Raw genomic sequence first — 24217 nt, 5'->3', positions numbered from 1 at the left:
TAAAACAACCAGGGCTGGAAATAAAGCCCTGGTTGTCTGATAAAGAGAAAAGATTAGATATGAGTAACGATTTCTTTAATCAGCTGCGGTCCTTTAAAAATAAAACCGGAATAGATTTGCACCAGTGAGGCACCCGCCGCCATCTTCTCGCGAGCCGCGATCACGGAGTCGATACCACCGACGCCAATAATCGGCAGTCGTCCTTTTAATTCTGCTGACAGGGCACGAATAATTTCTGTGCTTTTTAATTGTACCGGACGTCCACTTAACCCACCCGCTTCGTCACAGTTTTTCATTCCCTGAACGAGCGAGCGATCGAGTGTGGTATTGGTCGCAATCACCCCGTCAATATTATGGCGAACTAAACTGTCGGCAACCTGGATCAATTCTTCAGCAGAAAGATCCGGTGCGATCTTAACCGCGACCGGAACATATTTATGGTGGATCGCCTGGAGCTCATTTTGTTTATTTTTAATGGCACTCAGAAGATCGTCCAGTGCTTCGCCATATTGTAAAGAGCGCAGACCCGGGGTATTTGGTGAGGAAATATTCACCGCAATATACCCCGCGTAGGCATAGACTTTTTCCATACAAATCAGATAGTCATCTTTACCCTGCTCTACCGGCGTGTCTTTATTTTTGCCAATATTGATGCCTAATACACCATCAAAATGGGCTTTTTTTACGTTCTCAACAAGGTGATCAACGCCGAGGTTATTAAAGCCCATGCGGTTGATCAGCCCTTCGGCTTCGACCAGGCGGAACAGACGCGGCTTATCATTACCTGGCTGCGGACGCGGCGTGACGGTACCGATTTCGATGGAGCCAAAGCCCATCGCGCCCAGGGCATCAATGCACTCACCATTTTTATCCAGACCCGCCGCGAGACCCAGCGGATTTTTAAAGGTCAGGCCCATGCATTGCACAGGTTTTTCCGGCACGTTTTGACGCACCAGTGCGGCCAGCGGCGTTCCGGTAATACGACGTAACTGCTGGAATGTAAATTCATGAGCGCGCTCAGGATCGAGCTGGAAAAGGGCTTTACGAACGAAGGGGTAGTACATGAACTCTCCTGGATTCCCGGTGTGCAAACCGGGAGGGGATTATGTGCGATCCGGCCCGGAAAGGGAATTGACCTGTGGCAAAAAAAACACCGTTAGACGCAATCGTTTACCTCGCAGCCCCGTTCTTATGCGCTTTTTCGCATTTTAATTGCAGATAAATCATTTAGTGGAATAACCGGGCAGTGTCACACTCCTGAAAATTGTTATGAATGTTAGATAAAAGCAAACAATTAGTTATAAGGAGCATGCATGCGCGTCATAACCCTGGCCGGAAGTCCACGATTCCCCTCTCGCTCCAGCGCACTGCTGGAATATGCCCGTGAAAAGCTCAATGCTCTGGATGTGGAAGTATGCCACTGGAATCTGCATAACTTCGACCCCGAGGATCTGCTCTACGCCCGTTTTGACAGTCCGGCGCTGCAAACACTGACTGAACAGCTAAAAGGGGCTGATGGCTTAATCGTGGCGACGCCTATCTATAAAGCTTCGTTTTCCGGGGCCCTGAAAACCCTGCTCGATCTGCTGCCTGAACGTGCGCTGGACGGCAAAGTAGTCCTTCCACTGGCAACGGGCGGCACGGTGGCCCATTTACTGGCGGTAGATTATGCCCTTAAGCCGGTACTCAATGCGCTAAAAGCGCAGGAGATCCTCCACGGCGTCTTTGCCGACGACTCGCAGGTTATCGATTATCAACACAAGCCTCACTTCACGCCGAATCTGCAAACCCGCCTCGACAGCGCCCTGGAAACCTTCTGGCATGCCCTGCACCGCAGAGATATCCACGCCCCGGCGTTTAACCCGTCACAGGGAGTCGCCCATGTTTAAAAGATTAACCCGTCTCGGACTGGCCGGGCTGTTAGCGCTCACCTCGCTGGCCCACGCGGCAGAGACGGCGCCTGAACATTTACGCATCGGCTATCAGAAAGGCAGCGTCAGTATGGTGCTGGCTAAAAGCCATCAGCTTCTGGAAAAACGCTTCCCGAAGACCACATTCTCCTGGATTGAGTTCCCTGCTGGCCCGCAAATGCTGGAAGCCCTGAATGTCGGAAGCATCGACCTCGGCAGCACCGGGGATATTCCGCCAATATTCGCGCAGGCGGCGGGGGCCGACCTGGTTTATGTCGGCGTTGAGCCGGCCAAGCCGAAGGCTGAGGTCATTCTGGTCCCTGAAAATAGCACCATTAAGACGGTCGCCGATCTCAAAGGCCACAAGGTTGCATTCCAGAAAGGCTCAAGCTCGCATAACCTGCTGTTGCGGGCCCTGCAGGAGGCCGGGCTTAAATTCACCGACATTCAACCCGTTTATTTGACGCCAGCTGATGCTCGCGCCGCTTTCCAGCAGGGCAATGTCGACGCATGGGCTATCTGGGATCCCTACTACTCCGCAGCTTTACTGCAGGGTGGCGTGCGGGTATTAAAAGATGGCACCACGCTGAAACAAACCGGCTCGTTCTACCTCGCCGCGCGCCCGTATGCGGAAAAGAATGGCGCTTTTATTCAGGATGTTCTTAACACCTTTACTCAGGCGGATGCGCTAACGCAAAGCCAACGTCAGGAGAGCATTACCCTGCTGGCGAAAACCATGGGCTTACCTGAGCCGGTGATCGCGAGCTATCTCGATCACCGTCCACAGACCACCATTACCCCGGTGGACGCACACGTCGCTGCGCTGCAGCAGCAAACCGCAGATCTCTTCTATCAAAATCGCCTTGTTCCAAAACAGGTGAATATTCGCGAACGCATCTGGCAACCCGCAGGCAAAGAAGGAACCAAATCATGAGTCTGAATCTTTTCTGGTTTTTACCCACCCACGGTGATGGACACTATCTTGGCACAGAAGAGGGTTCACGCCCGGTTGACCACGGCTATCTGCAGCAGATTGCGCAGGCAGCTGACCGAATCGGTTTTACCGGCGTACTGATCCCCACCGGACGCTCGTGCGAGGATGCGTGGCTGGTAGCCGCATCGATGATCCCCGTGACCCAACGCCTGAAGTTCCTCGTGGCACTGCGTCCGAGCGTGGTCTCCCCGACCGTCGCGGCGCGCCAGGCGGCAACGCTCGACCGGCTCTCTAACGGCCGGGCCCTGTTTAACCTGGTCACCGGAAGCGATCCGCAGGAGCTGGCGGGTGACGGCGTGTTCCTCGATCACACCGAACGCTATGAAGCGTCCGCCGAGTTCACCCGCGTCTGGCGACGTCTGTTGGAGGGGGAAACCGTCACCTTCGAAGGTAAACATATTCACGTTCGCGACGCCAGGCTCTACTTCCCGCCGGTGCAGCAGCCGCGCCCTCCTCTTTACTTCGGCGGCTCATCAGATGTGGCGCAGGATCTGGCGGCAGAACAGGTTGATCTCTACCTCACCTGGGGTGAGCCGCCCGAGCTGGTCAAAGAGAAAATTGCCCAGGTGCGCGCCAAAGCGGCAGCGCATGGTCGCAAGGTACGCTTTGGTATTCGCCTGCATGTGATTGTGCGTGAAACCAATGAAGAAGCCTGGCAGGCGGCCGACCGGCTGATCGCGCATCTGGATGATGAGACTATCGCTAAAGCTCAGGCGGCGTTTGCGAAAACCGACTCCGTCGGCCAGCACAGAATGGCGTCATTGCACAACGGTAAGCGCGAGAATCTGGAGATCAGCCCGAACCTGTGGGCGGGCGTTGGCCTGGTGCGCGGCGGTGCGGGTACCGCGCTGGTCGGCGACGGTCCAACGGTGGCTGCGCGGATCAATGAATACGCGGACCTGGGTATCGACAGTTTTATCCTCTCCGGTTATCCGCACCTGGAAGAGGCCTACAAAGTGGGCGAGCTGTTATTCCCGCATCTGGATGTCGCCATCCCGGACGTACCGCAGCCCCGCCAGCTCCAGCATCAGGGTGAAGCCGTGGCTAACGAGTTTATCCCGCGAAGAGCCGCACAAAGCTAAGGAGTTGCCATGACTGCCCCCTCACAAAAATGGTTGCTACGTGCCGCCCCATGGTTTTTACCCGTTGGCATTGTGCTTGTCTGGCAACTCGCGTCCTCTGCCGGCTGGCTGTCGAGCCGTATTCTGCCCTCTCCGGAGGGCGTAATAGAGGCATTCTGGTCGCTGAGCGTCAGCGGCGAACTCTGGCAGCATCTGGCCATCAGCTCATGGCGTGCGGTAATTGGTTTTTCGATTGGTGGAAGCATCGGCCTGGTACTGGGTCTGATCAGCGGGCTTTCTCGCTGGGGCGAGCGGCTGCTCGATACCTCCATTCAGATGCTGCGTAACGTGCCGCATCTGGCGCTGATCCCGCTGGTCATTTTGTGGTTTGGTATTGATGAGAGCGCCAAAATTTTTCTCGTCGCGCTGGGCACGCTGTTCCCGATTTACATTAATACCTGGCATGGGATCCGCAACATCGATCGCGGACTGGTCGAAATGGCACGCAGTTACGGCCTGTCCGGTTTTGCCCTCTTTATGCATGTGATCCTGCCGGGCGCCCTGCCCTCCATAATGGTCGGCGTGCGCTTTGCGCTCGGCCTGATGTGGCTGACGCTGATTGTGGCAGAGACCATCTCTGCAAACTCAGGGATTGGCTATCTGGCGATGAACGCCCGCGAATTTCTGCAAACGGACGTGGTGGTGGTGGCCATTATCCTCTATGCCCTGCTCGGCAAACTTGCCGACGTCAGCGCCCAGTGGCTGGAACGCAGCTGGCTGCGCTGGAATCCAGCCTATATTTCACAGGAGGCTAAAGCATGAATACTGCCCGACTGACTCAGGGTACACCGCTGCTCCTTAACGGTGTCACGAAGCGCTATGGCGAAAACACGATTCTCAACGCGCTGGATCTGCATATTCCTGCCGGACAATTTGTCGCCATTGTGGGCCGCAGTGGTGGCGGCAAGAGTACGTTGTTACGCCTTTTAGCCGGGCTGGAATCCCCCAACGGCGGCGAAATTCTGGCAGGCGCGACACCGCTGGCCACTATTCAGGACGATACCCGCATGATGTTTCAGGACGCGCGCCTGCTGCCCTGGAAAACGGTGATTGATAATGTCGGACTGGGCCTCAACGGCAACTGGCGGGATGAAGCCCGCCAGGCGCTGGCCGCCGTAGGGCTGGAAAACCGTGCGGATGAATGGCCAGCAGCGCTCTCCGGCGGGCAGAAGCAGCGCGTGGCGCTGGCGCGGGCGCTGATACATCGTCCGGGCTTGCTGCTGCTGGATGAGCCACTCGGCGCGCTCGACGCCCTGACGCGAATCGAAATGCAGGACCTGATTGCCGCACTCTGGCAAAAGCATGGCTTTACGGTACTTCTGGTGACGCACGACGTGAGCGAAGCCGTCGCGATGGCAGACCGCGTGCTGCTAATAGAAGAAGGGAAAATCGGTCTTGATGTCACGGTCGATATTGCGCGTCCGCGCCGCGTAGGGTCGGCAAGACTGGCAGAGCTGGAGGCGGAAGTGCTGAATCGGGTGATGAAGCGCGGGGTCAGCGAGCGAGCGTTAATGACGGCTCACGGCTGACATCCTCCCTCTCCCACCGGGAGAGGGAGAGTTGGTCTTTCGATCAGGCCAGTGCCTTAGCGATCTTCTCGTACAAATCGCCAGACAAGTTTTCCAGCCCTTTCAGCTGCTCAAGCGCAGCACGCATTTTCGCCTGGCGCTGTGCATCATAGCGTTTCAGACGGATCAGCGGCTCAATCAGGCGTGACGCCACCTGTGGGTTACGGCTGTTCAGCTCGGTCAACATTTCCACCATAAACTGATAACCGCTGCCATCTTCCGCATGGAACGCCGCCGGGTTGCTGCTGGCAAACGCACCAATCAGGGAACGCACGCGGTTTGGGTTGCTCATGGTGAAGGAGCGATGCTTCAGCAGACTGCGTACATTGCTGAGGGCATCGGCCGCCGGGCTGGTGGCCTGCAGGATAAACCACTTGTCCATCACCAGACCATCCTGATGCCACTTGTCATCGTACTCCTGCATCAGCGCATCACGGCATGGCAGTTCGGCGGCAACACTTGCAGCCAGGGCTGCCAGCGCGTCGGTCATGTTGTCTGCTTCGTGATACTGCTTGCTCACCAGCGTGTTTGCCAGCTCGCGCTCACCGAAGGCCAGATAACGCAGGCAGGTGTTACGCAGGGAACGTTTACCGATGTCAGCATGTTCCACACGATAAGCGTCAAGCTTATTAGCGTTGTAGATTGCGAGGAATTCGTCTGCAAGCTCGTTCGCCAGCGTACGGGTCAGCGCTTCACGCACCGCCACAATGGCAATCGGATCGATGATGTCGAACAGTTCGGCGATTTCGCCTGCGGATGGCAACGTCAGAATTTCAGCCGCCAGCGCCGGGTCAATCTTCTCATCCAGCAGGACTGCGCGGAATGCATCCGCAACGTGAACCGGCAGCGACAGCGGCTGGCCCTGCTGATGACGATTAACGTTCAGCTTGATGTAGGTCGCCAGCAGGCTTTGCGCCGCATCCCAGCGTGAGAAGTCATTGCGCGCATGGCGCATCAGGAACGTCAGTTGCTGGTCGCTCCACTTATATTCCAGTTTCACGGGCGCAGAGAATTCACACAGCAGCGCGGGAACCGGCTGGAAATAGACGTTATCAAAGATAAAGGTCTGTTCCGCCTGGGTCACGTTCAGGACGTGGTGGACCGGATGACCACCCTTCTGCAGCGGGATCACGTTACCCTCGTTGTCATACAGTTCAATACTGAACGGAATGTGCAGCGGGTGTTTTTCTTCCTGCTCTGCCGTTGGCGGCGTGCGCTGACTGATGGTCAGGGTGTACTGTTCGGTTTCCGGGTTGTAGTCGTCTTTGACGGTGACAATTGGCGTGCCGGCCTGGCTGTACCAGCGGCGGAAATGGGAAAGATCGACATTAGACGCATCCTCCATCGCCTGCACAAAATCGTCGCAGGTGGCTGCGCTGCCGTCATGACGCTCGAAGTAGAGCTGCATCCCTTTCTGGAAGTTCTCTTCACCCAGCAGGGTATGGATCATGCGGATAATTTCCGCCCCTTTTTCGTACACCGTCAGGGTGTAGAAGTTATTCATCTCGATGACTTTATCGGGACGGATAGGGTGTGCCATTGGGCTGGCATCTTCCGCAAACTGCAGGCCACGCATGGTGCGCACGTTGTTAATGCGGTTCACCGCACGGGAACCCAGATCGGAACTGAACTCCTGGTCACGGAAGACGGTCAGGCCCTCTTTCAGGCTCAGCTGGAACCAGTCACGGCAGGTGACGCGGTTTCCGGTCCAGTTATGGAAATACTCGTGTCCGATGACGCGTTCAATATCCAGGTAATCTTTATCGGTCGCGGTATCGGTACGTGCCAGCACGTATTTGGAGTTAAAGACGTTAAGACCTTTATTCTCCATCGCGCCCATGTTGAAGAAGTCGACAGCAACGATCATATAGATGTCGAGGTCATACTCGAGGCCAAAGCGCTCTTCATCCCACTTCATGGAGTTGATAAGCGAGGTCATCGCCCATGGCGCGCGGTCCAGGTTGCCGCGGTCGACGAACAACTCCAGCGCGACGTCGCGGCCTGAACGGGTTTTGAACGTATCACGCAGCACGTCGAAATCACCCGCCACCAGCGCAAACAGGTAACACGGTTTCGGGAACGGATCCTGCCACTGTACCCAGTGGCGACCGTTTTCCAGCTCGCCTTCACCTACGCGGTTGCCGTTGGAAAGCAGGAACGGATAGAGGGTTTTATCGGCGATGATTTTCGTTGTAAAGCGTGCCAGCACGTCCGGGCGGTCAAGATACCAGGTAATGTGGCGGAAACCTTCGGCCTCACACTGGGTGCACAGGGCCACGCCAGACTGGTAAAGCCCTTCCAGCGCCGTGTTGGCAGCCGGGCTGATTTCATTCACGATGCGCAGCGTAAAGCGTTCCGGCAGGTTGTCGATAACCAGCTGGTTGCCTTCTATTTTATAGTCAGACCATGCTTGATCATTGATTTGCACGGAGACCAGCGTCAGGTCTTCACCATCCAGACGCAGCGGCACAGCCGTCGCGCTCTGGCGCGTGAGCTGGCTTACCGCCGTGACAACGGTTTTAGTGGCATCCAGGTCAAAAGTCAGATCGATATCGCTAATCAGGTAATCCGGCGCACGGTAGTCGTGGCGGTATTTGGCTTGTGGCTGTTGTGTCATAGAAAACCTTATGCATCGTTTGTCGAATAACGAATCCAGTCTATTCCTGTTGTGTAAAACGCGCTATGCAGAATGTTCATCTTTTCAGGTACAAACACCTTTTTCGCTACATTTGTATAACACGGGGCACAAAATGCCCTCGACCATAAAGAGCGCTTATGTTGTGATCGGGGTTCAATAAATCACTAAACAAGGTATACTCCGGAGTTGTTTATTGTACTAAACGCTCCTGTGAGAGGATGCTACTGCGCACCTATGACTCAATTCGCTTCTCCTGTTCTGCATACATTGCTGGATACCGACGCGTATAAACTGCATATGCAGCAAGCCGTTTTCCACCATTACTATGACGTCCATGTCGCGGCGGAATTCCGCTGCCGTGGTGACGACTTGCTCGGTATCTACGCAGACTCCATTCGTGAACAGGTCGATGCTATGCAGCATCTGACGCTGCAGGACGACGAATATCAGTGGCTCTCTGGCCTGCCCTTCTTTAAAGCTGACTACCTGAACTGGCTGCGCGACTTCCGCTATAAGCCGGAGCAGGTGACCGTGGTCAATGATAACGGCAAGCTGGATATTCGTCTTGAAGGCCCGTGGCGTGAAGTGATCATGTGGGAAGTTCCGCTTCTCGCGGTGATCAGTGAACTGGCCCACCGCTACCGTTCCCCGGAAACCGGCGTTGAGCAGGCAGTCGCGTCGCTGGAAAATAAACTGGCCGCATTCTCAACGCTGACCGAAGGGCTGGATATGTCCCGCTTCCGCCTGATGGATTTTGGCACGCGTCGCCGTTTCTCTCGCGAAGTGCAGCAGGCTATTGTGAAGCGTCTGCAGCAGGAGTCGTGGTTCGTGGGTACCAGCAACTACGATCTGGCACGTCGTCTGGATCTGACCCCGATGGGCACCCAGGCGCATGAGTGGTTCCAGGCGCATCAGCAGATAAGCCCGGACCTGGCAAACAGCCAGCGCGCCGCACTGGCCGCGTGGCTGGAAGAATATCCCAATCAACTGGGCATCGCGCTTACCGACTGTATTACGATGGACGCGTTCTTGCGTGATTTTGGCCCTGAATTTGCCGAACGTTATCAGGGATTACGCCATGATTCCGGGGATCCGGTTGAATGGGGTGAAAAGGCCATTGCCCATTACGAAAAACTGGGCATTGACCCGATGAGCAAGGTGCTGGTCTTCTCCGATAACCTCGATCTGGCGAAAGCGGTCGATCTCTATCGTCATTTCACCTCCAGAATTAACCTGAGCTTTGGGATTGGCACCCGTCTGACCTGCGACATCCCTCAGGTAAAACCTCTGAACATCGTGATAAAACTGGTGGAATGTAACGGTAAGCCGGTAGCGAAGCTCTCCGATAGCCCCGGTAAAACCATCTGCCATGACAAAGCCTTTGTGCGCGCATTACGCAAAGCATTCGATCTGCCGCAGATCAAAAAATCCAGTTAACTGCTTTCGGGAGCCTTTCAGGCTCCCCTCTCCTCAATTTATTTCTTAATTCTTCTCTTTTGACTGCGAAATCTGCTTGTCTGATGGCGGATGCCAGGTAACATAGATATCCCCCCCAGTAAGGGTGGACAAGTGTTTATTTTTTCCGACTATTAACAGAGAGAATATTATGAGCGTTGTGCCTGTAGCCGACGTACTCCAGGGCCGTGTCGCCGTTGACCAAGAAGTCACCGTGCGCGGATGGGTGCGTACTCGCCGAGATTCTAAAGCTGGCATCTCCTTCCTTGCCGTCTATGACGGTTCCTGCTTTGATCCTGTACAGGCCGTCATTAATAATTCTCTGCCCAATTACAATGATGACGTTCTGCGCCTGACAACGGGTTGTTCCGTTATCGTAACCGGTGTTGTTGTGGCATCACCTGGTCAGGGTCAGAGTTTCGAAATTCAGGCCTCAGCCATTGAAGTCACTGGCTGGGTTGAAGATCCCGACACCTACCCAATGGCGGCAAAACGTCACAGCATCGAATATCTTCGTGAAGTGGCGCACCTGCGTCCACGCACCAACCTGATTGGTGCGGTTGCCCGCGTGCGTCATACGCTGGCGCAGGCGCTGCATCGTTTCTTCGACGAGCAGGGTTATTTCTGGGTGTCTACCCCACTGATCACCGCGTCCGATACGGAAGGCGCGGGTGAAATGTTCCGCGTCTCTACGCTGGACATGGAAAACCTGCCGCGTACGCCAGAAGGTAAAGTGGACTATGACAAAGACTTCTTCGGTAAAGAGGCCTTCCTGACGGTTTCTGGCCAGCTCAACGGTGAAACTTATGCCTGCGCGCTGTCCAAAATCTACACCTTTGGTCCAACCTTCCGTGCAGAAAACTCCAACACCAGCCGTCACCTGGCGGAATTCTGGATGCTGGAGCCTGAAGTGGCGTTCGCAGATCTGGATGATGTCGCGGGTCTGGCAGAAGCGATGCTGAAATATGTCTTCAAAGCGGTGCTGGAAGAGCGTCCTGACGACATGAAATTCTTCGCAGAGCGTGTCGACAGCGATGCAGTCGCACGTCTGGAGCGTTTCGTCTCGGCAGATTTCGCGCAGGTGGACTACACCGACGCGGTGGCCATCCTCGAGAAATGCGGTGAGAAGTTTGAGAACCCGGTTTACTGGGGCGTTGACCTGGCGTCTGAGCACGAGCGTTACCTGGCCGAGAAGCACTTCAAAGCACCGGTTGTGGTGAAAAACTACCCGAAAGACATTAAGGCCTTCTATATGCGCCTTAACGAAGACGGTAAAACCGTTGCGGCGATGGACGTCCTGGCACCGGGCATTGGTGAAATCATCGGTGGTTCTCAGCGTGAAGAGCGTCTTGACGTACTGGACGCACGCATGGAAGAGATGGGCCTTAATCCTGCGGATTACAGCTGGTATCGCGATTTACGCCGTTACGGTACCGTCCCGCATGCCGGTTTTGGTCTGGGCTTTGAGCGTCTCATCGCCTATGTCACCGGTGTTCAGAACGTCCGTGACGTTATTCCATTCCCACGCACACCGCGTAACGCCAGCTTCTAATCGACTGAATAACAAATGGCCAGCAATTGCTGGCCATTATTTTATTCTGCATTGTCAGTTTTCGTCAGCGCAAAGTCAGCATTTTTAAACCACAACCCCGTTACAACCACTACCTGTTACGTTTTGTTTCCACGAAACATCTACGCACAAAAAAAAAAACCCCATTCTTATTGCGATTATTGCAATCTGAAGCAATAGCACAAAATTCAACCATTTTTACAGCCATCCAGAAGTCTTTTTCGGGTCATAAGAAAAAATGAGCCGTTTGGCTTCTGTTTATACGAATTGCCTTTATCTAAATTAATTATAAGCTTTTCATATAGATATCAAAGTATCTGCCGTTTAATTCGCCAGTGGACGCTGAAATTTGAGGTGGTTCACAAAGTTCCGAAAAATACACATTTAGTTACACATGATTTCTTTTTGTAACTTAATCTTGAGAATTGTAGCACTTTCAGGCTAGCGAAACGGTTCTATGAATGGAAAGATGCCTGTCAGATACATAAAGACACCTAACTCTCATCAATAGTTCCGGAAATATTTATTGACAGAATTTATTGACGGCAGTGGCGAGTGTCATAAAAAAACCAATGAGGGTAATAAATAATGATGAAGCGCAATATTCTGGCAGTGGTAATCCCTGCCCTGCTGGTAGCCGGTGCAGCTAACGCTGCAGAAATCTATAACAAAAGCGGCAACAAACTGGATCTGTACGGGAAAGTGGTTGGTGAGCACGACTTCGTTACCTCTGGTGACAACACTGACAGCAACGACGCTACCTATGCTCAGATCGGTTTCAAAGGCGAGACTCAAATTAACGACCAACTGACTGGTTTCGGTCAGTGGGAATACCGTGCTCTGGCAAGCCAGGCAGAAAGCAACCAGACTCAGCGTACCCGTCTGGCGTTCGCAGGTCTGAAAGCGGGTGATGCAGGTTCCATCGACTACGGCCGTAACTACGGTATCGTATACGACGTAGAATCTTACACCGATATGGCGCCATCTTTCTCAGGTATGACCTGGGCAAACTACTCTGACAACTTCATGACTGGCCGTAACTCTGGTCTCCTGACTTACCGCAACTCTGACTTCTTCGGTCTGGTTGACGGTCTGAGCCTGGGCCTGCAGTATCAGGGCAAAAACGAGCGTACTGACGTGAGAACCGCTAACGGTGACGGTTTCGGTACCTCTGTAGGTTATGAGTTCGGTGAAGGTTTCGGCCTGATCGGCGCATACAGCAACTCTGACCGTACTGACGGGCAATCCGCAGACGGCAAAGGCGAGAAAGCGGAAGCATGGGCTGTTGGTGCTAAATACGATGCGAACAACATCTACCTGGCAACCACCTATGCTGAAACGCGTAACATGACCCGTGAAGACGACGGTTCTTTCGCAAACAAAACGCAGAACTTCGAAGTTATCGCTCAGTACCAGTTCGACTTCGGTCTGCGCCCATCCGTGTCCTACGTGCAGTCTAAAGGTAAAAACCTTGCACAACGTGGCACCTTCGCTGGCGGCGATGCTGACCTGCAGAAATTCGTTGAACTGGGTGCAACTTACTACTTCAACAAAAACTTCAACATCTATGTTGATTACCAGCTGAACCTGATCGACGACACCGACTACTCTCGTAGCGTGGGTATCGTGAACGGTAAAGACGACCAGGTTGCAATGGCTGTGACCTACCAGTTCTAATCAGTACACCACGTTGTTATATGCTTAATGAACAGGGCTTCGGCCCTGTTTTTTTTATGTCTGATAGCAAAAAATGGCGACTTTTGAAAAGCCGCACGCTTTTTGTCGCAAACGGTTGGCATTTTGTAAATCTACCGTTAACCTGATAGCGGATTTCACTTCTGTAATCACAATGGAACTTCGTCATGTTTGAGAACATTACCGCCGCTCCTGCCGACCCTATTCTGGGCCTGGCCGATCTGTTTCGTGCCGACGACCGCCCTGGTAAAATCAACCTGGGTATTGGTGTATATAAAGATGAAACCGGCAAAACCCCGGTGCTGACCAGCGTTAAAAAAGCTGAGCAGTATCTGCTGGAAAATGAAACCACCAAAAATTACCTCGGTATTGATGGTATCCCTGAATTTGGTCGTTGCACTCAGGAACTGCTGTTCGGCAAAGGCAGTGCAATTGTGAGCGACAAGCGTGCGCGTACAGCACAGACTCCTGGCGGTACCGGCGCGCTGCGCGTCGCGGCGGATTTCCTTGCGAAAAACACCTCTGTTAAGCGTGTCTGGGTGAGCAACCCAAGCTGGCCAAACCACAAGAGCGTATTCAACTCTGCAGGCCTGGAAGTCCGCGAATATGCTTACTACGACGCGGCTAACCACTCTCTGGACTTCGACGGTCTGCTGGCCAGCCTGAACGAGGCTCAGGCGGGTGATGTGGTGCTGTTCCACGGCTGCTGCCACAACCCAACCGGTATTGATCCAACGCTGGAACAGTGGGAACAGCTGGCGAAGCTCTCCGTAGAAAAAGGCTGGCTGCCGCTGTTTGACTTTGCATACCAGGGCTTCGCCCGTGGTCTGGAAGAAGACGCGGAAGGCCTGCGCGCTTTTGCTACCGTGCATCAGGAACTGATCGTGGCAAGCTCTTACTCCAAGAACTTCGGTCTGTACAATGAGCGTGTCGGTGCCTGTACGCTGGTTGCGGCGAACACTGAAACCGTTGATCGTGCATTCAGCCAGATGAAATCCGTGATCCGCGCTAACTACTCTAACCCGCCTGCACACGGTGCCTCTGTCGTTGCGACTATCCTGAGCAACGATGCACTGCGTGCTATCTGGGAACAAGAGCTGAACGATATGCGTCAGCGTATTCAGCGCATGCGTCTGCTGTTTGTGAACACCCTTGCGGAGAAAGGCGCTGACCGTGACTTCAGCTTTATTATTAAGCAGAACGGTATGTTCTCTTTCAGCGGCCTGACCAAAGAACAGGTTCTGCGTCTGCGTGAAGAGTTTGGCGTCTACGCCGTGGCGTCTGGCCGCGTCAACGTTGCAGGCATGACCCCAGACAATATGGCGCCGCTGTGCGAAGCCATCGTCGCCGTGCTGTAAATTGCACCCATAAAAAAAGCCTGCGTAATGCAGGCTTTTTTTTATTCTGGTTACCAGACAGGCATTTCGTCCTGAAGGAACGGGTTATGGAGTCGTTCATAACCCAGCGTCGACATCGGACCGTGTCCAGGGATAAACGTCACATCATCGCCCAGCGGCAACAACTTCTGTTTAATCGACTGAATCAGCTGTCCGTGGTCGCCACGTGGAAAATCGCTGCGTCCTACGCCACCTTTGAAAATCACATCGCCGGAAATCAGCAGACGGGACTGGTCATCAAAGAAGACAATATGGCCTGGCGTATGCCCAGGACAATGCAACACCTGTAAAGTCACATTCCCTACGTTAACGCGCTCTCCTTCATTTAGCCAGCGATCGGGCGTCAGGGGCAGACACTCATCAAGGCCAAACATGCGGCTCTGGGCTGGTAAACCCTGCAGCCAGAACTCATCTTCTTTTTCCGGACCGATCACAGGCACACCGAAGTGCTGTGCCAGCTCCGCCGCCGCACCAACATGATCAAGATGACCATGCGTCAGTAAAATCTGCATCAGCGTGACACCGCTATCAGCGACTTCCTGCTTGATTTTCTCAGCGTCACCGCCGGGATCGACAAGCGCGGCCAGTTTGGTTTGCTCACACCAGATTAATGAACAATTCTGGGAGAATGCAGTAACCGGAATAATACGATAGTTCATACTGCTCCTGTGTTTCGTTATTACCAGTGCCGGACCGGACCGGTATCAATATGCACAAAGTTGCTACTTGGGTAATATCCTACACCACCTGCGCGCATAGATAACGCAGCTTTGCGAATATTGGCTAACGAAACGCCTTCAATATGGAAATCCATTGCCTGTCCCTTCGTGTGATAGCTTTTTTTCGCTACCCCACGGCTGTGGGCGCGCAGTTCATTATTGGTATCAACAGAGCGATAACCAGAAATAAGCTGCACTGGCTTGCTGGTACCCAGCAGGCCCTGAAGGCGGAATAACTGATCAAACAGTCCTGGGTCGATGGCTTTTATTTTATTCGCGCGGAAATCACGGAAAAAATGGTTAAGTCTTGCTAATTCATCCTGAATATAGCCTCTGCCATCGAAGAACTCCGCTTTTAACGACTCACCGGTGTGGAGATTGTTGAGCGTTAAAACTCGCGGACGAGGTGTCGAGAGGGTGGCAAATGCTGGCGTCGGCAAGATGGCCGCTGCGCCGAGCGCAACACCACCTAACGCCAGCAGTTTGCGGCGATTAGCGTCAAATTTGTCCATGATAATCAGGTCTACAGGTCAATGTTTATCGTAAATATGCTTAGCGCACGAAGGGCACCTTAACTGGCAAAGCCGACTACGTCAAGGCACCCAACCCCAGTAAATACGCGGCCTCCAGCCATATAGCCCCGTATTCACCATTACTTACGACAACCTATTTTCCCGAACTGCTTCATTTACCTGATTAATTGTTCAGCTTTTGGCAAAATTTGTGCGCCGGATCGCGCCGTGAGATCATAATTGTAAATATCTGTACGATACTGCGTCCGCCCGTCCTCACCCACAAACGCCGTCAGATAATAAAGATTGACCGGAATATTATGGCGAATATTAACGTAACGCGTATCCCCCTGCTTCAGGGCGTCAGAGATGCGCGTATCGTTCCAGCCTGCATCCTGCAACAGCATATTAGCCAGCTCCGAGGCTTTATTGACACGCACACAGCCTGAACTCAGCGCGCGGGTGTCTTTCTGGAACAGATTGTGGTTCGGCGTATCGTGCAGATAGATAGCATCTGAACTCGGCATATTGAACTTGTAGCGTCCGAGCGAGTTATGCGCACCGGGTGCCTGCTGGAACCGGAATGGCAGATTAGACGCGGTAATGGTTGACCAGTCGACCATATAGGGGTCTATCGCCTCTTTGCTGTTCCAGCCGCGCATCACCGTATAGCCATGGCGTTCCAGGTAACCCGGATCGTTCCAGACCTTGGGCAGAATGTCTTTACGCGCCAGCGTCGGCGGTACGTTCCACGGCGGGTTAACCACCACGTTGTTCAGCGCACTGCTCATCATCGGCGTTTTGCGATCGGGACGTCCCACAATCACGCGTGACGCCAGCACTTCACTGCCGTTCTGGTAATAGACCAGCGAATACGCCGGAATATTCACCATGATGCCGGTAGAGAGGGTCCCTGGCAGCAAGCGTAAACGCTGGATATTGAGCGCCAGCACCCCTGCCCGCTGCGCAGGTGAGACGTTCAGCCAGTCGCGCGTTGACTGGCCAATCACGCCATCAGCACCCAGCCCCTGAGCAGCCTGAAACTGCTTAACCGCTGCAACCAGCTCCCGATCGTAGGCCGCGGGCTTATCACTCAGAACGGCGGCTTTTTTCTCTTTCACCGGGGCTGACGGGCTGACAACGACGCTTTGCGCATCGTCACCCGGCAGGGCAATTTTAGGCCCGCTATCCAGAATACCGGAGCGTTTGAGGATCTCACGCAGGGCAGGCACATCGCTGCTCCACTGTCCAGGACGCAGCGTCGCGGTACCACGCATCTGCGGCCATGGACGTGAATCCCCGACCAGTTCCAGAAGCGACTGATGCATGGTCGCGTATTGCGGATGTGCCGGCGCGAGGCTCGCAATAAAGCGCGGCAGATCGCCACTATCCAGCGCCAGTTGCCACTGGTTAATTACCGACAGTGCCGGAGTCGCCAGCTTGTAAGGCTTATCGCTGTACAACCAACGGTTACCATTGACCGGAATACCGGCCACAAACTGGAGATACCCCATCATGGCATCGGAAAGCACCACGTCCCGCGCCTGCCCGGTGACAGCAGGATCGGTTAAGAGCTCAACCCATTTTGTGAACTGCGGCTGGAACCCTGCAATGGCGACTTCTGCCAGCTGTTGCTGGAAGGCGCGCACCGCATCACGGTTTTCCCACATGGGTTTCATGTCACGCGCCGCATAGAGCAGCGTGAGCTGACTGGTATAGACAGGCGTGTAGCCTGCTGGCAGCCCAGACAGCAGCTGCTGGCGAAGCGATTCCGCGTCGATGCCTTCTGGCAACGGTTTAATACCGGCCATGATGGCCGTCGCAGGAGACTGCTCCAGCGGTTGAGACAGCGACGTTGGCTGTGTGCCAGTCGTTGCTGTGCTGTCAGTCGGCACAATTTCAGGCTCGTCGGCCTGAGCGGTTAACAGTGGAGCAAACGTCACTGCCAGGCATAAACTTAGCGCAGACAGCTGACGACCACATTTTTTCTTTAGCAACATCCCTTGCCCCCTGTTTTCACGACATGCCCATCACGTTGGGGCTTTCTTTTATTATAGGGTGACGGCAAACCTGTTGCCTTACCTTATGTAAAGAAGTTTAAAGATAACGCAGCCTTAAACACAAGTTAAGCGAAAAAAAAAGCGGCGCTGGTGCGCCGCTCACGGTTAGAAAACGCCTCAGGACGCGTCTGCCGTTGTTTCCGGTAAGGATTCTGGCGGCTGTGGGGCAAAACCGCGTAACCCGACCACGTGAACGTGTTCGGTATTCTGGAATACCTTACGCACCAGTTTATACGTGGTGCCTTTCTCAGGACTGATGTTCTCCGGCGCAGCGATAATGAGCTGCATATCAAGACGCTCACAGAGTTCAAACAGCGTGGCAATTGAGCGGGCGTCAAGACGCGCCGCTTCATCCAGGAACAGCAGTCGACATGGGGAGATATCTTTGCCGCGCAGACGACGTGCTTCATCTTCCCAGCTCTGGACCACCATCACCAGAATCGACATCCCGGTACCGATAGCTTCACCGGTAGAGAGTGCACCGGACTCCGCACGGAGCCAGCCGTCTGAACCACGGTTAACCTCCACTTCCATTTCCAGGTAGTTACGGTAATCCAGAAGCTCTTCACCAATGGTTTGCGGCGTGCGTTGCCCCATGTCAATCTGCGGATTAAGGCGTTGATACAGTTTCGCCAGCGCTTCGGAGAAGGTCAGACGGTTGCTGTTGAACAGATCCTGATGCTGTTCGTGCTGTTCAGACAACACTTCCAGCAGCGTCGAGTGCGCTTCACGCACGTTCACGTTCAGACGCACGCTGTTTACCTGACCAAACGATACGCTCTGCAAGCCCTGGTTCAGCTGGCGAATTCGGTTCTGCTCGCGCTGGATGGTTTTACGGATGATATTCGCCACGCTGCGGGAACTGATAGCCAGCTTCTGCTCGCGGGAGGTCAACTCTTCCGTCAGGCGGCCCAGTTCGATTTCCATCTGCTCAATGGCTTCGACCGGATCGTCGGTACGAATGATGTCCTGACGAATACGCTCACGCAGGTGCTGATAAACGGCTACGAAGAACTGGATCTTACGCTCAGGGCGTTTCGGATCTTCGGACATACGCAGCACATCGCGCAGGTGTTCGTTATCCGCCACTGCCAGACGCAAGGCACCCAGCGCCTTATCCGACATAGAGCGCAGTTCATCCGCAGAGAGATAGGCCAGCTCGCGACGATGCAGACGGCGTTCAACGTTATTGTCTTTCACCATCCGCATGACGGCGCACCAGCCCGCCTTCGCGGTCACGACCTGCTCACGCATTTCGTGATAATCACGCTCCAGCTTGCGCAGGCGACGAGTCAGGTTATCCATTTCCGCTTCACAGAAGGTCAGCGCTTTTTCCAGCTGATTACGACGTGCGCGGTTATTACTGAGCTGCGCATGCAGTTCATCACGACGGATACGCGCCCGCTCTTCTGCTCCGCTGTCAGCACGGACGCCAATGTCCTGTAACTCTTTCTGAAGATCGTTTAACAGCTCTTTCTTGGTGTCGAAGGAGCTTTTCAGCGAGGCCAGGACCTGATTGTACTGGTTCAGCTGTGCCGAGTGGCTACGCATCGCGTCACGGGCGCGAGTACGTTCCGCTTCAGCCTGTTCAAGGCGCTGACGCAGCTTCTCATTGAGATCGCTGTTACCGCTCAGCATCTCCGCGGAATCGGAGTAGCCGAAGTGGGCCCGGCGCTGCACCACTTCCGTCAGGGCAAACGCCTGCTGGCGCGCTTCGCGCTGCACCTGCTGCGACCAGGCATAATCTTCTTTTAACTGCTCGAACTGCTCCGGATCGCTCTGCAACACGGAGACCATTGGTTCGAGCTTCGCCAGCTGATTACCGTACTGCTGAACAAAACGTGCCGCTTCCTGAGCTTCATCCAGACGTTCCTGAATCTCATCCACGCGGTCAGCCAGCGTGTCATCTGCCAGCAGATTCAGGCGAGGCAAGATGCGGTTAAGGGCCGCAACGCCCTCTTTCGCCTGTTCGAACTGAACGCGGCTTTGCTGGTTGTCATTTTCATGGTTTGAGATCGCACGCTCAAGCTCGCCGCGACGGGTGTTGAGCTTGCGAATTTCGGCTTCCGGGTCAGCTTCAAACGCCACGCCCAGATGGCTGCCGATAAAGCGGCTGAACGCCTGATGAAGACGCTGGGTTTTCTGCACGTCAAACGACAGGGTCGCAAAACGTTCAGACAGCTTCTCACGCTCGGCGTGCAGACTTTCAATCCGGTTTTCACGCGCTGCGCGACCAAACAGCGGAAGCTCAGGGAAGCGAGAATAACGCCACTGACGATCGGCGATTTTGACGACAACCGCTTTTTCCAGCTCATCGACGCTGAATACGCTGTCATCGAACGACTGCGGGTCCCCTTCGATTAAATAGAGGTCTTCCGGGCAATCTTCCAGCCCTGCCAGCTGGTCAGCAATCAGCGACAGATCCGGGACCACAATCGCATTACGTGATGGGCCATACAGGGCTGAGAAGTACGGCGCATCGTCCAGACCGACATCGTCATAGATTTCGGACAACAGCACGCCGCCAAAACGTTCAGCCAGGGCGTTCAGACGTGAGTCTTCCGAACCACCAGGCTGGCTTAAACGCTCAATCTCTTCATCGATCTCACGTTTACGGGCGCCGACTTCATCGCGCTCAACAATCGCCTCGCGCTCGCGTTCCAGCAGCTGTTGCAGATATTCGGTCACGTCCTGGCTGGACTCAAACTGTTCGCCGCACTGTTCACTGAGCTGATTCAGGCTGCTTTGGGCAGCCAGCCAGACTGGTGCACGCTGCAGCAGCACCTTAGAACGGGACTGCAGCTGCTCCATCTCCTGGCGCAGCGTCATGCGCTGTTCACTGGCGTTGGATACGGAATCGGAAAGCGCAGCAATACGCGCTTCGAGCTCCTGATGCAGAGCTTCAAGATCGTCGAAATCGTAATTTTTGCCCTGGCGCTTACAGAACTCCGCCAGCATACGCTCGGCTTCCTGCTGTTCGCGAAGACGCTGTTCCAGTTCGTTCAGGCGCATACGCAGCGGCTGAACCTGCTCGGCCAGATGGCGCTGGTTCACACCGTCGCGCAGCAGTTCACGGGCAACTTCCCACGCTTCGTTACGCGCAAGCGGGCCGTTAATTGCCACAACCAGCTGGTACGCTTGCTCAAACTGACTGTGCGCCGTTTGCGCGACGCTCATCTTCTGTTCAAGCGAGAGCAGTTTCTCGGTCGCTTCCTGCTCTTTGGCCTGGAAGGTATCCAGCCACTGGTCAGCGCTTTCCGGGGTGAGGTCAGGCAGATGACACAGCTCTTTTGCACGCTGTAACGCCTGAAGTGCCTGGGTATACTGAATTGCACGCGTCTGCTGCACGTCCAGCGCCTGCTGGTAATCGGCCAGCTGATTTTTCAGCTCATCCACTTCCAGCTCGGCGGCCTCGGCACGTGCTTCGTTCTCTTCCTGCATGTCGGCAGCTTCCGCCACCACTTCATTTTGCTCTTCGAGACGAATTTGCAGCTCATCGAGATCCGCTTCATAGCGCTCGATCTTCTCCTGCTGACGCAGGGCGGTCTGCACCAGGTTCAGGTGATCGCTGGCAGCCTGGTAATCGGCTTCCAGATCGCCTTCGGCACCGTTGTGCTCGCCCAGTTCACGCGCCATTTCGACGTGCTTATACTGCTCAGCCACCAGCTGTTTACGGGAGGTAAACAGCTCGCGGCGGTACTCTAACGCCTGATCGAGATGGACACGACGTTCATTGGCGTGACGCATATAGTCCGCCGCCACGTAGTTGGTGGCCTCGCTAATCAGGTGCTTAAACAGGTCACGGTCAGACTGCGTCACGCGAATGGCTTCGAGCGTCATGCGGTTTTCACGCAGCGCAGCTTCCATATCCTGGAAGGCCTTACGCACGCCGCTGTTTTCCGGTAACAGGTAGTCGCGCAGGGAGCGGGTAATGGCGCTGGAGATACCACCGTACAGCGATGCTTCGATCAAACGGTAGTATTTGCTACGATCAGACGCGCTGCGCAGACGACGCGCCACAACGCCCAGATCGAACATCAGGGAGTGGTAATCCGTAATGGAGTTGAACTGCTTGAACTGCACGCCTTCGATGGTTTCGAGCTTATCTTTCAGCTCCTGCAGCGTCAGCACGCGCGCCTGGCGCTCATTCAGGGTTTCCGTCAGCAGCGCTGTGGGCTGCATGGAGGTTGGCAGACCCTGGATGGCAAACGGTTTAATGTCCACTTTACGGTCACGGCCTGCGACCTGCTGCAGACGTACCCCCACCACCACACGCTGATGTCGGGAGTTAATGACGTCCAGTACCGAATAACAGACGCCTGCTTTGAGTTTGCCGTGCAGGCCTTTATCGCGAGAGCCGCTGGTCGCCCCCGCTTCGGTGGTGTTACGGAAATGGAGCAGCGTCAGATCGGGGATCAGTGCCGTAACAAACGCCGCCATGGTGGTGGATTTACCCGCACCATTACCACCGGAGAGCGTCGTAACCAGCTCATCCAGATCGAACGTCCGGGCAAAGAAGCCGTTCCAGTTAATCAGCGTTAGTGAGCGAAATTTACCGCGTTCAATCATTACTCTTCCTCCCCGCTATCCGGCAGATTCTCTTCATGCTCATCATCGAGCTGCAAATGGTTTTCCACCGGCATCGCTTCACCGTCGCGGATCATGCGAAGCTGCGCTTCACGCGCATCGTCGCCCGCACGCACATCGGCGCCGAAGCGGAAGACAGATTCCGTGATGCGGAATTTGCTGCTGTCATGGCCCATAAACCAGACCATGCCCAGACGACGCAGACGGTTAAGGGAAGAGCGAACTTTTTCCTGCAATTTCTGGCGGTCAAGATCCGAGCCCGTGGAGCGGTTGTTCACCAGCTTGAGCAGCTTGCTCTCATCCGCCAGCGCCAGCAGCTCGTCGTAAAGCTCCTGCTGGGTGAAGATACCTTCATTTGCCAGACGCTCCGGGCTGAGATAGAGGTAGCAAAGAATTTTGCCGACCATCATATCCAGCTCAGAGAGCACGGAACGCGGAATCAGGGTTGTGGAACGTGGACGCAGGTAGAAAAACCCTTCCGGTGCGCGGATAAGCTCCACGTTATAGCGGGCGTAAAACTCTTCCAGGTACTCCTGGAAGTCCATCAAAAAGGCGTGATTGTCCAGCTCGTCTAAGCCAATGTGACGACCGGCACGCAGTTGGCTGTCCAGCGCCGGAAACAACGGATTCGCCAGCGCCTGTGCCAGCTTAACTGGCATCACTTGTTCAATATTTGTCAATGACATGCGCCTGTACCTTGGCTCCGTAATCGTTAATCGGCTGCCACTTCGGCGGCAGCCCGGTGAAATCTGCTTGCGCGACGCCCAGACGCACGGCCTGGTCTACCACGATGCGGGCGATGTCGAAGTGGCGCGCACGAGGATATTGCGCCAGATAGTCGCGCACCACGAGCCCAAGATCCAGCGGCACTTGTCTGGTTTTGTAGACAGCGAGCTGTTCTTCGATCATCGCCGCAAGTTGCTCACGAATTTCGTTGAACTCTTCATATTCCAGATCCGGTGGCAGTTCACCGGTCACTTCTTCATCGCGCAGAGCCATCTCTTCGTCGCGCATATCCAGCAGACGATCGGCACTGGCGTAAGTCAGCGCCCATGGCGCATCGAAATAGGTCTGTACCGACTGGCGCAGACGCTGAGCAAAGACGCGGTTTTTATCCATATCGATCGCGGTACGGATAAATTTATGCACGTGACGGTCATAACCGATCCACAGGTCAATCGACTGCTGACCCCAGCTGATAATACGATCGAGTTTGCTCTGCAGATCGAACACCAGACGGTCAATAAAATGCAGATCGTCATGGGCCATGGTCGCATCCTGGATGCGCAGGAGGTTTGCCTGAAGCTTATCCCCTGCCGCTTCCAGCGTATCCTGCAGTTCACGCAGCGTACCCGAGGTTTCCGACAGCAACATTTCACAGCTGGAGATGGCCGCACGCCAGTCTTTATTCAGCAACTGCGCGATATCGTCTTTTACCTGTTGCTGCTGTTCATCCATCAGACGCTGGGTCAGATCGATGCTGTCGAAAATCTCTGCCACCGAATATTTCAGCGGCGCATAGACGTTACGGTGCCAGTGGAATTCGTCACCGTTTTCATCCGCTGCATCGGCGGCGCGCTTAAGTTCACCCGCCACGATCGAGAGCTGCATGGAAAGACGCAGCGTGGAAAATTCACGCTGGCGGATGTAGTAATCGGTGATGCCGATACCCAGTGGCGTCAGACGATAGATGGCGTTTCCTTCCGCCTGCTCGCTGGTAAAGCGGTTCAGCAGACGTTGACGCACCATATCGTTGATTGCGTTGTTGGCACGCACGCTAATGGTTTCGCTGGTTTGCTCAAACGCATCACTGACATGGCGGAACGCATCCACCAGTTCACCCTCGCTCATTTCGCCATCCAGCCGTTCGCCGTTCAGCGTGGCAACCGCCAGCAGGAAAGAGAGTCTGTCTACCGGCAGCGAGATGGAGAAATCGTTTTTCCTGGCCCAGGCAACCAGTTCGGGGACTGTCTGGGAAAATTCACTCATAG

General features: G+C 54.6%; 17 protein-coding genes. 9 read left to right on the top strand and 8 right to left on the bottom strand.

What is annotated here, in order from left to right; translation table 11 throughout:
* Window positions 1-53: 53 nt before the first annotated feature.
* Window positions 54-1064 (bottom strand): quinone-dependent dihydroorotate dehydrogenase, encoded by a 1011-nt coding sequence (gene pyrD / locus ACMGG3_RS03580; protein WP_020884800.1) that lies wholly within the window; start codon window positions 1062-1064, stop codon window positions 54-56.
* 249 nt (window positions 1065-1313) lie between these two features.
* Between pyrD and ssuE the strand changes: the two genes are divergently transcribed.
* The 5 genes from ssuE to ssuB are packed head-to-tail and all read left to right on the top strand — an operon-like array spanning window position 1314 to window position 5554.
* Window positions 1314-1889 (top strand): NADPH-dependent FMN reductase, encoded by a 576-nt coding sequence (ssuE, locus tag ACMGG3_RS03575; protein WP_032681324.1) that lies wholly within the window; start codon window positions 1314-1316, stop codon window positions 1887-1889.
* Window positions 1882-2844 carry a sulfonate ABC transporter substrate-binding protein gene (locus ACMGG3_RS03570; protein ID WP_020884802.1) on the top strand — a complete coding sequence of 321 codons (963 nt, stop codon included), beginning with the start codon at window positions 1882-1884 and terminating at the stop codon, window positions 2842-2844. The genes ssuE and ACMGG3_RS03570 overlap by 8 nt, the downstream gene beginning before the upstream one ends.
* Window positions 2841-3986, top strand: coding sequence for an FMNH2-dependent alkanesulfonate monooxygenase (gene ssuD, locus ACMGG3_RS03565; RefSeq protein ID WP_063156192.1), 1146 nt, complete (start codon window positions 2841-2843; stop codon window positions 3984-3986). Before ACMGG3_RS03570 ends, ssuD begins: the two co-directional genes overlap by 4 nt.
* Window positions 3987-3995: 9 nt before the next feature.
* Entirely contained in the window at window positions 3996-4787 is a 792-nt protein-coding gene (ssuC, locus tag ACMGG3_RS03560; protein ID WP_063156193.1) for an aliphatic sulfonate ABC transporter permease SsuC, read from the top strand.
* Window positions 4784-5554, top strand: a complete 771-nt coding sequence (gene ssuB / locus ACMGG3_RS03555; RefSeq protein WP_032681326.1) for an aliphatic sulfonates ABC transporter ATP-binding protein — start codon at window positions 4784-4786, stop codon at window positions 5552-5554. Before ssuC ends, ssuB begins: the two co-directional genes overlap by 4 nt.
* Before the next feature lie 43 nt (window positions 5555-5597).
* Here ssuB and pepN read toward each other — a convergent pair whose 3' ends face one another.
* A complete protein-coding gene (gene pepN / locus ACMGG3_RS03550) occupies window positions 5598-8210 on the bottom strand; it encodes an aminopeptidase N (RefSeq protein WP_014169413.1) in 2613 nt (870 codons plus the stop codon).
* Window positions 8211-8465: 255 nt separating this feature from the next.
* Here pepN and pncB point away from each other — a divergent pair, with 255 nt between their 5' ends.
* The 4 genes from pncB (at window position 8466) to aspC (ending at window position 14309) form a co-directional block, all read left to right on the top strand.
* On the top strand, window positions 8466-9668 hold the full coding sequence (gene pncB, locus ACMGG3_RS03545) for a nicotinate phosphoribosyltransferase (RefSeq protein WP_414149584.1): 1203 nt from the start codon (window positions 8466-8468) through the stop codon (window positions 9666-9668).
* Between the two features lie 169 nt (window positions 9669-9837).
* Window positions 9838-11238, top strand: a complete 1401-nt coding sequence (gene asnS / locus ACMGG3_RS03540) for an asparagine--tRNA ligase (protein ID WP_032677806.1) — start codon at window positions 9838-9840, stop codon at window positions 11236-11238.
* A 606-nt stretch (window positions 11239-11844) separates the two neighbouring features.
* Complete coding sequence (locus ACMGG3_RS03535; RefSeq protein WP_020884808.1) at window positions 11845-12933, top strand: porin; 1089 nt, start codon at window positions 11845-11847, stop codon at window positions 12931-12933.
* A gap of 185 nt (window positions 12934-13118) precedes the next feature.
* The gene (gene aspC / locus ACMGG3_RS03530) at window positions 13119-14309 is read left to right on the top strand and encodes an aspartate transaminase (protein ID WP_414149583.1); all 1191 of its coding nucleotides are present in this window, start codon (window positions 13119-13121) and stop codon (window positions 14307-14309) included.
* A gap of 50 nt (window positions 14310-14359) precedes the next feature.
* Here aspC and ACMGG3_RS03525 read toward each other — a convergent pair whose 3' ends face one another.
* From ACMGG3_RS03525 to mukF, 6 genes are all read right to left on the bottom strand, one after another.
* Window positions 14360-15007 carry an MBL fold metallo-hydrolase gene (locus ACMGG3_RS03525; RefSeq protein WP_020884810.1) on the bottom strand — a complete coding sequence of 216 codons (648 nt, stop codon included), beginning with the start codon at window positions 15005-15007 and terminating at the stop codon, window positions 14360-14362.
* A gap of 20 nt (window positions 15008-15027) precedes the next feature.
* Window positions 15028-15579 carry a YcbK family protein gene (locus tag ACMGG3_RS03520; RefSeq protein ID WP_014169403.1) on the bottom strand — a complete coding sequence of 184 codons (552 nt, stop codon included), beginning with the start codon at window positions 15577-15579 and terminating at the stop codon, window positions 15028-15030.
* 176 nt (window positions 15580-15755) lie between these two features.
* Window positions 15756-17579, bottom strand: a complete 1824-nt coding sequence (gene ldtD, locus ACMGG3_RS03515; protein ID WP_014169402.1) for a L,D-transpeptidase — start codon at window positions 17577-17579, stop codon at window positions 15756-15758.
* A gap of 177 nt (window positions 17580-17756) precedes the next feature.
* Window positions 17757-22208, bottom strand: a complete 4452-nt coding sequence (gene mukB, locus ACMGG3_RS03510) for a chromosome partition protein MukB (RefSeq protein WP_044857323.1) — start codon at window positions 22206-22208, stop codon at window positions 17757-17759.
* The gene (mukE, locus tag ACMGG3_RS03505) at window positions 22208-22912 is read right to left on the bottom strand and encodes a chromosome partition protein MukE (protein WP_014169400.1); all 705 of its coding nucleotides are present in this window, start codon (window positions 22910-22912) and stop codon (window positions 22208-22210) included. The genes mukB and mukE overlap by 1 nt, the downstream gene beginning before the upstream one ends.
* Window positions 22893-24215 carry a chromosome partition protein MukF gene (gene mukF, locus ACMGG3_RS03500; RefSeq protein ID WP_014169399.1) on the bottom strand — a complete coding sequence of 441 codons (1323 nt, stop codon included), beginning with the start codon at window positions 24213-24215 and terminating at the stop codon, window positions 22893-22895. Before mukF ends, mukE begins: the two co-directional genes overlap by 20 nt.
* Window positions 24216-24217 lie beyond the last annotated feature (2 nt).

Origin of the sequence: Enterobacter sp. BNK-18 (genome assembly GCF_047456135.1) — a bacterium.
Lineage (GTDB): Bacteria > Pseudomonadota > Gammaproteobacteria > Enterobacterales > Enterobacteriaceae > Enterobacter > Enterobacter ludwigii.
This window is presented reverse-complemented; position numbering and strand designations above follow the sequence as displayed.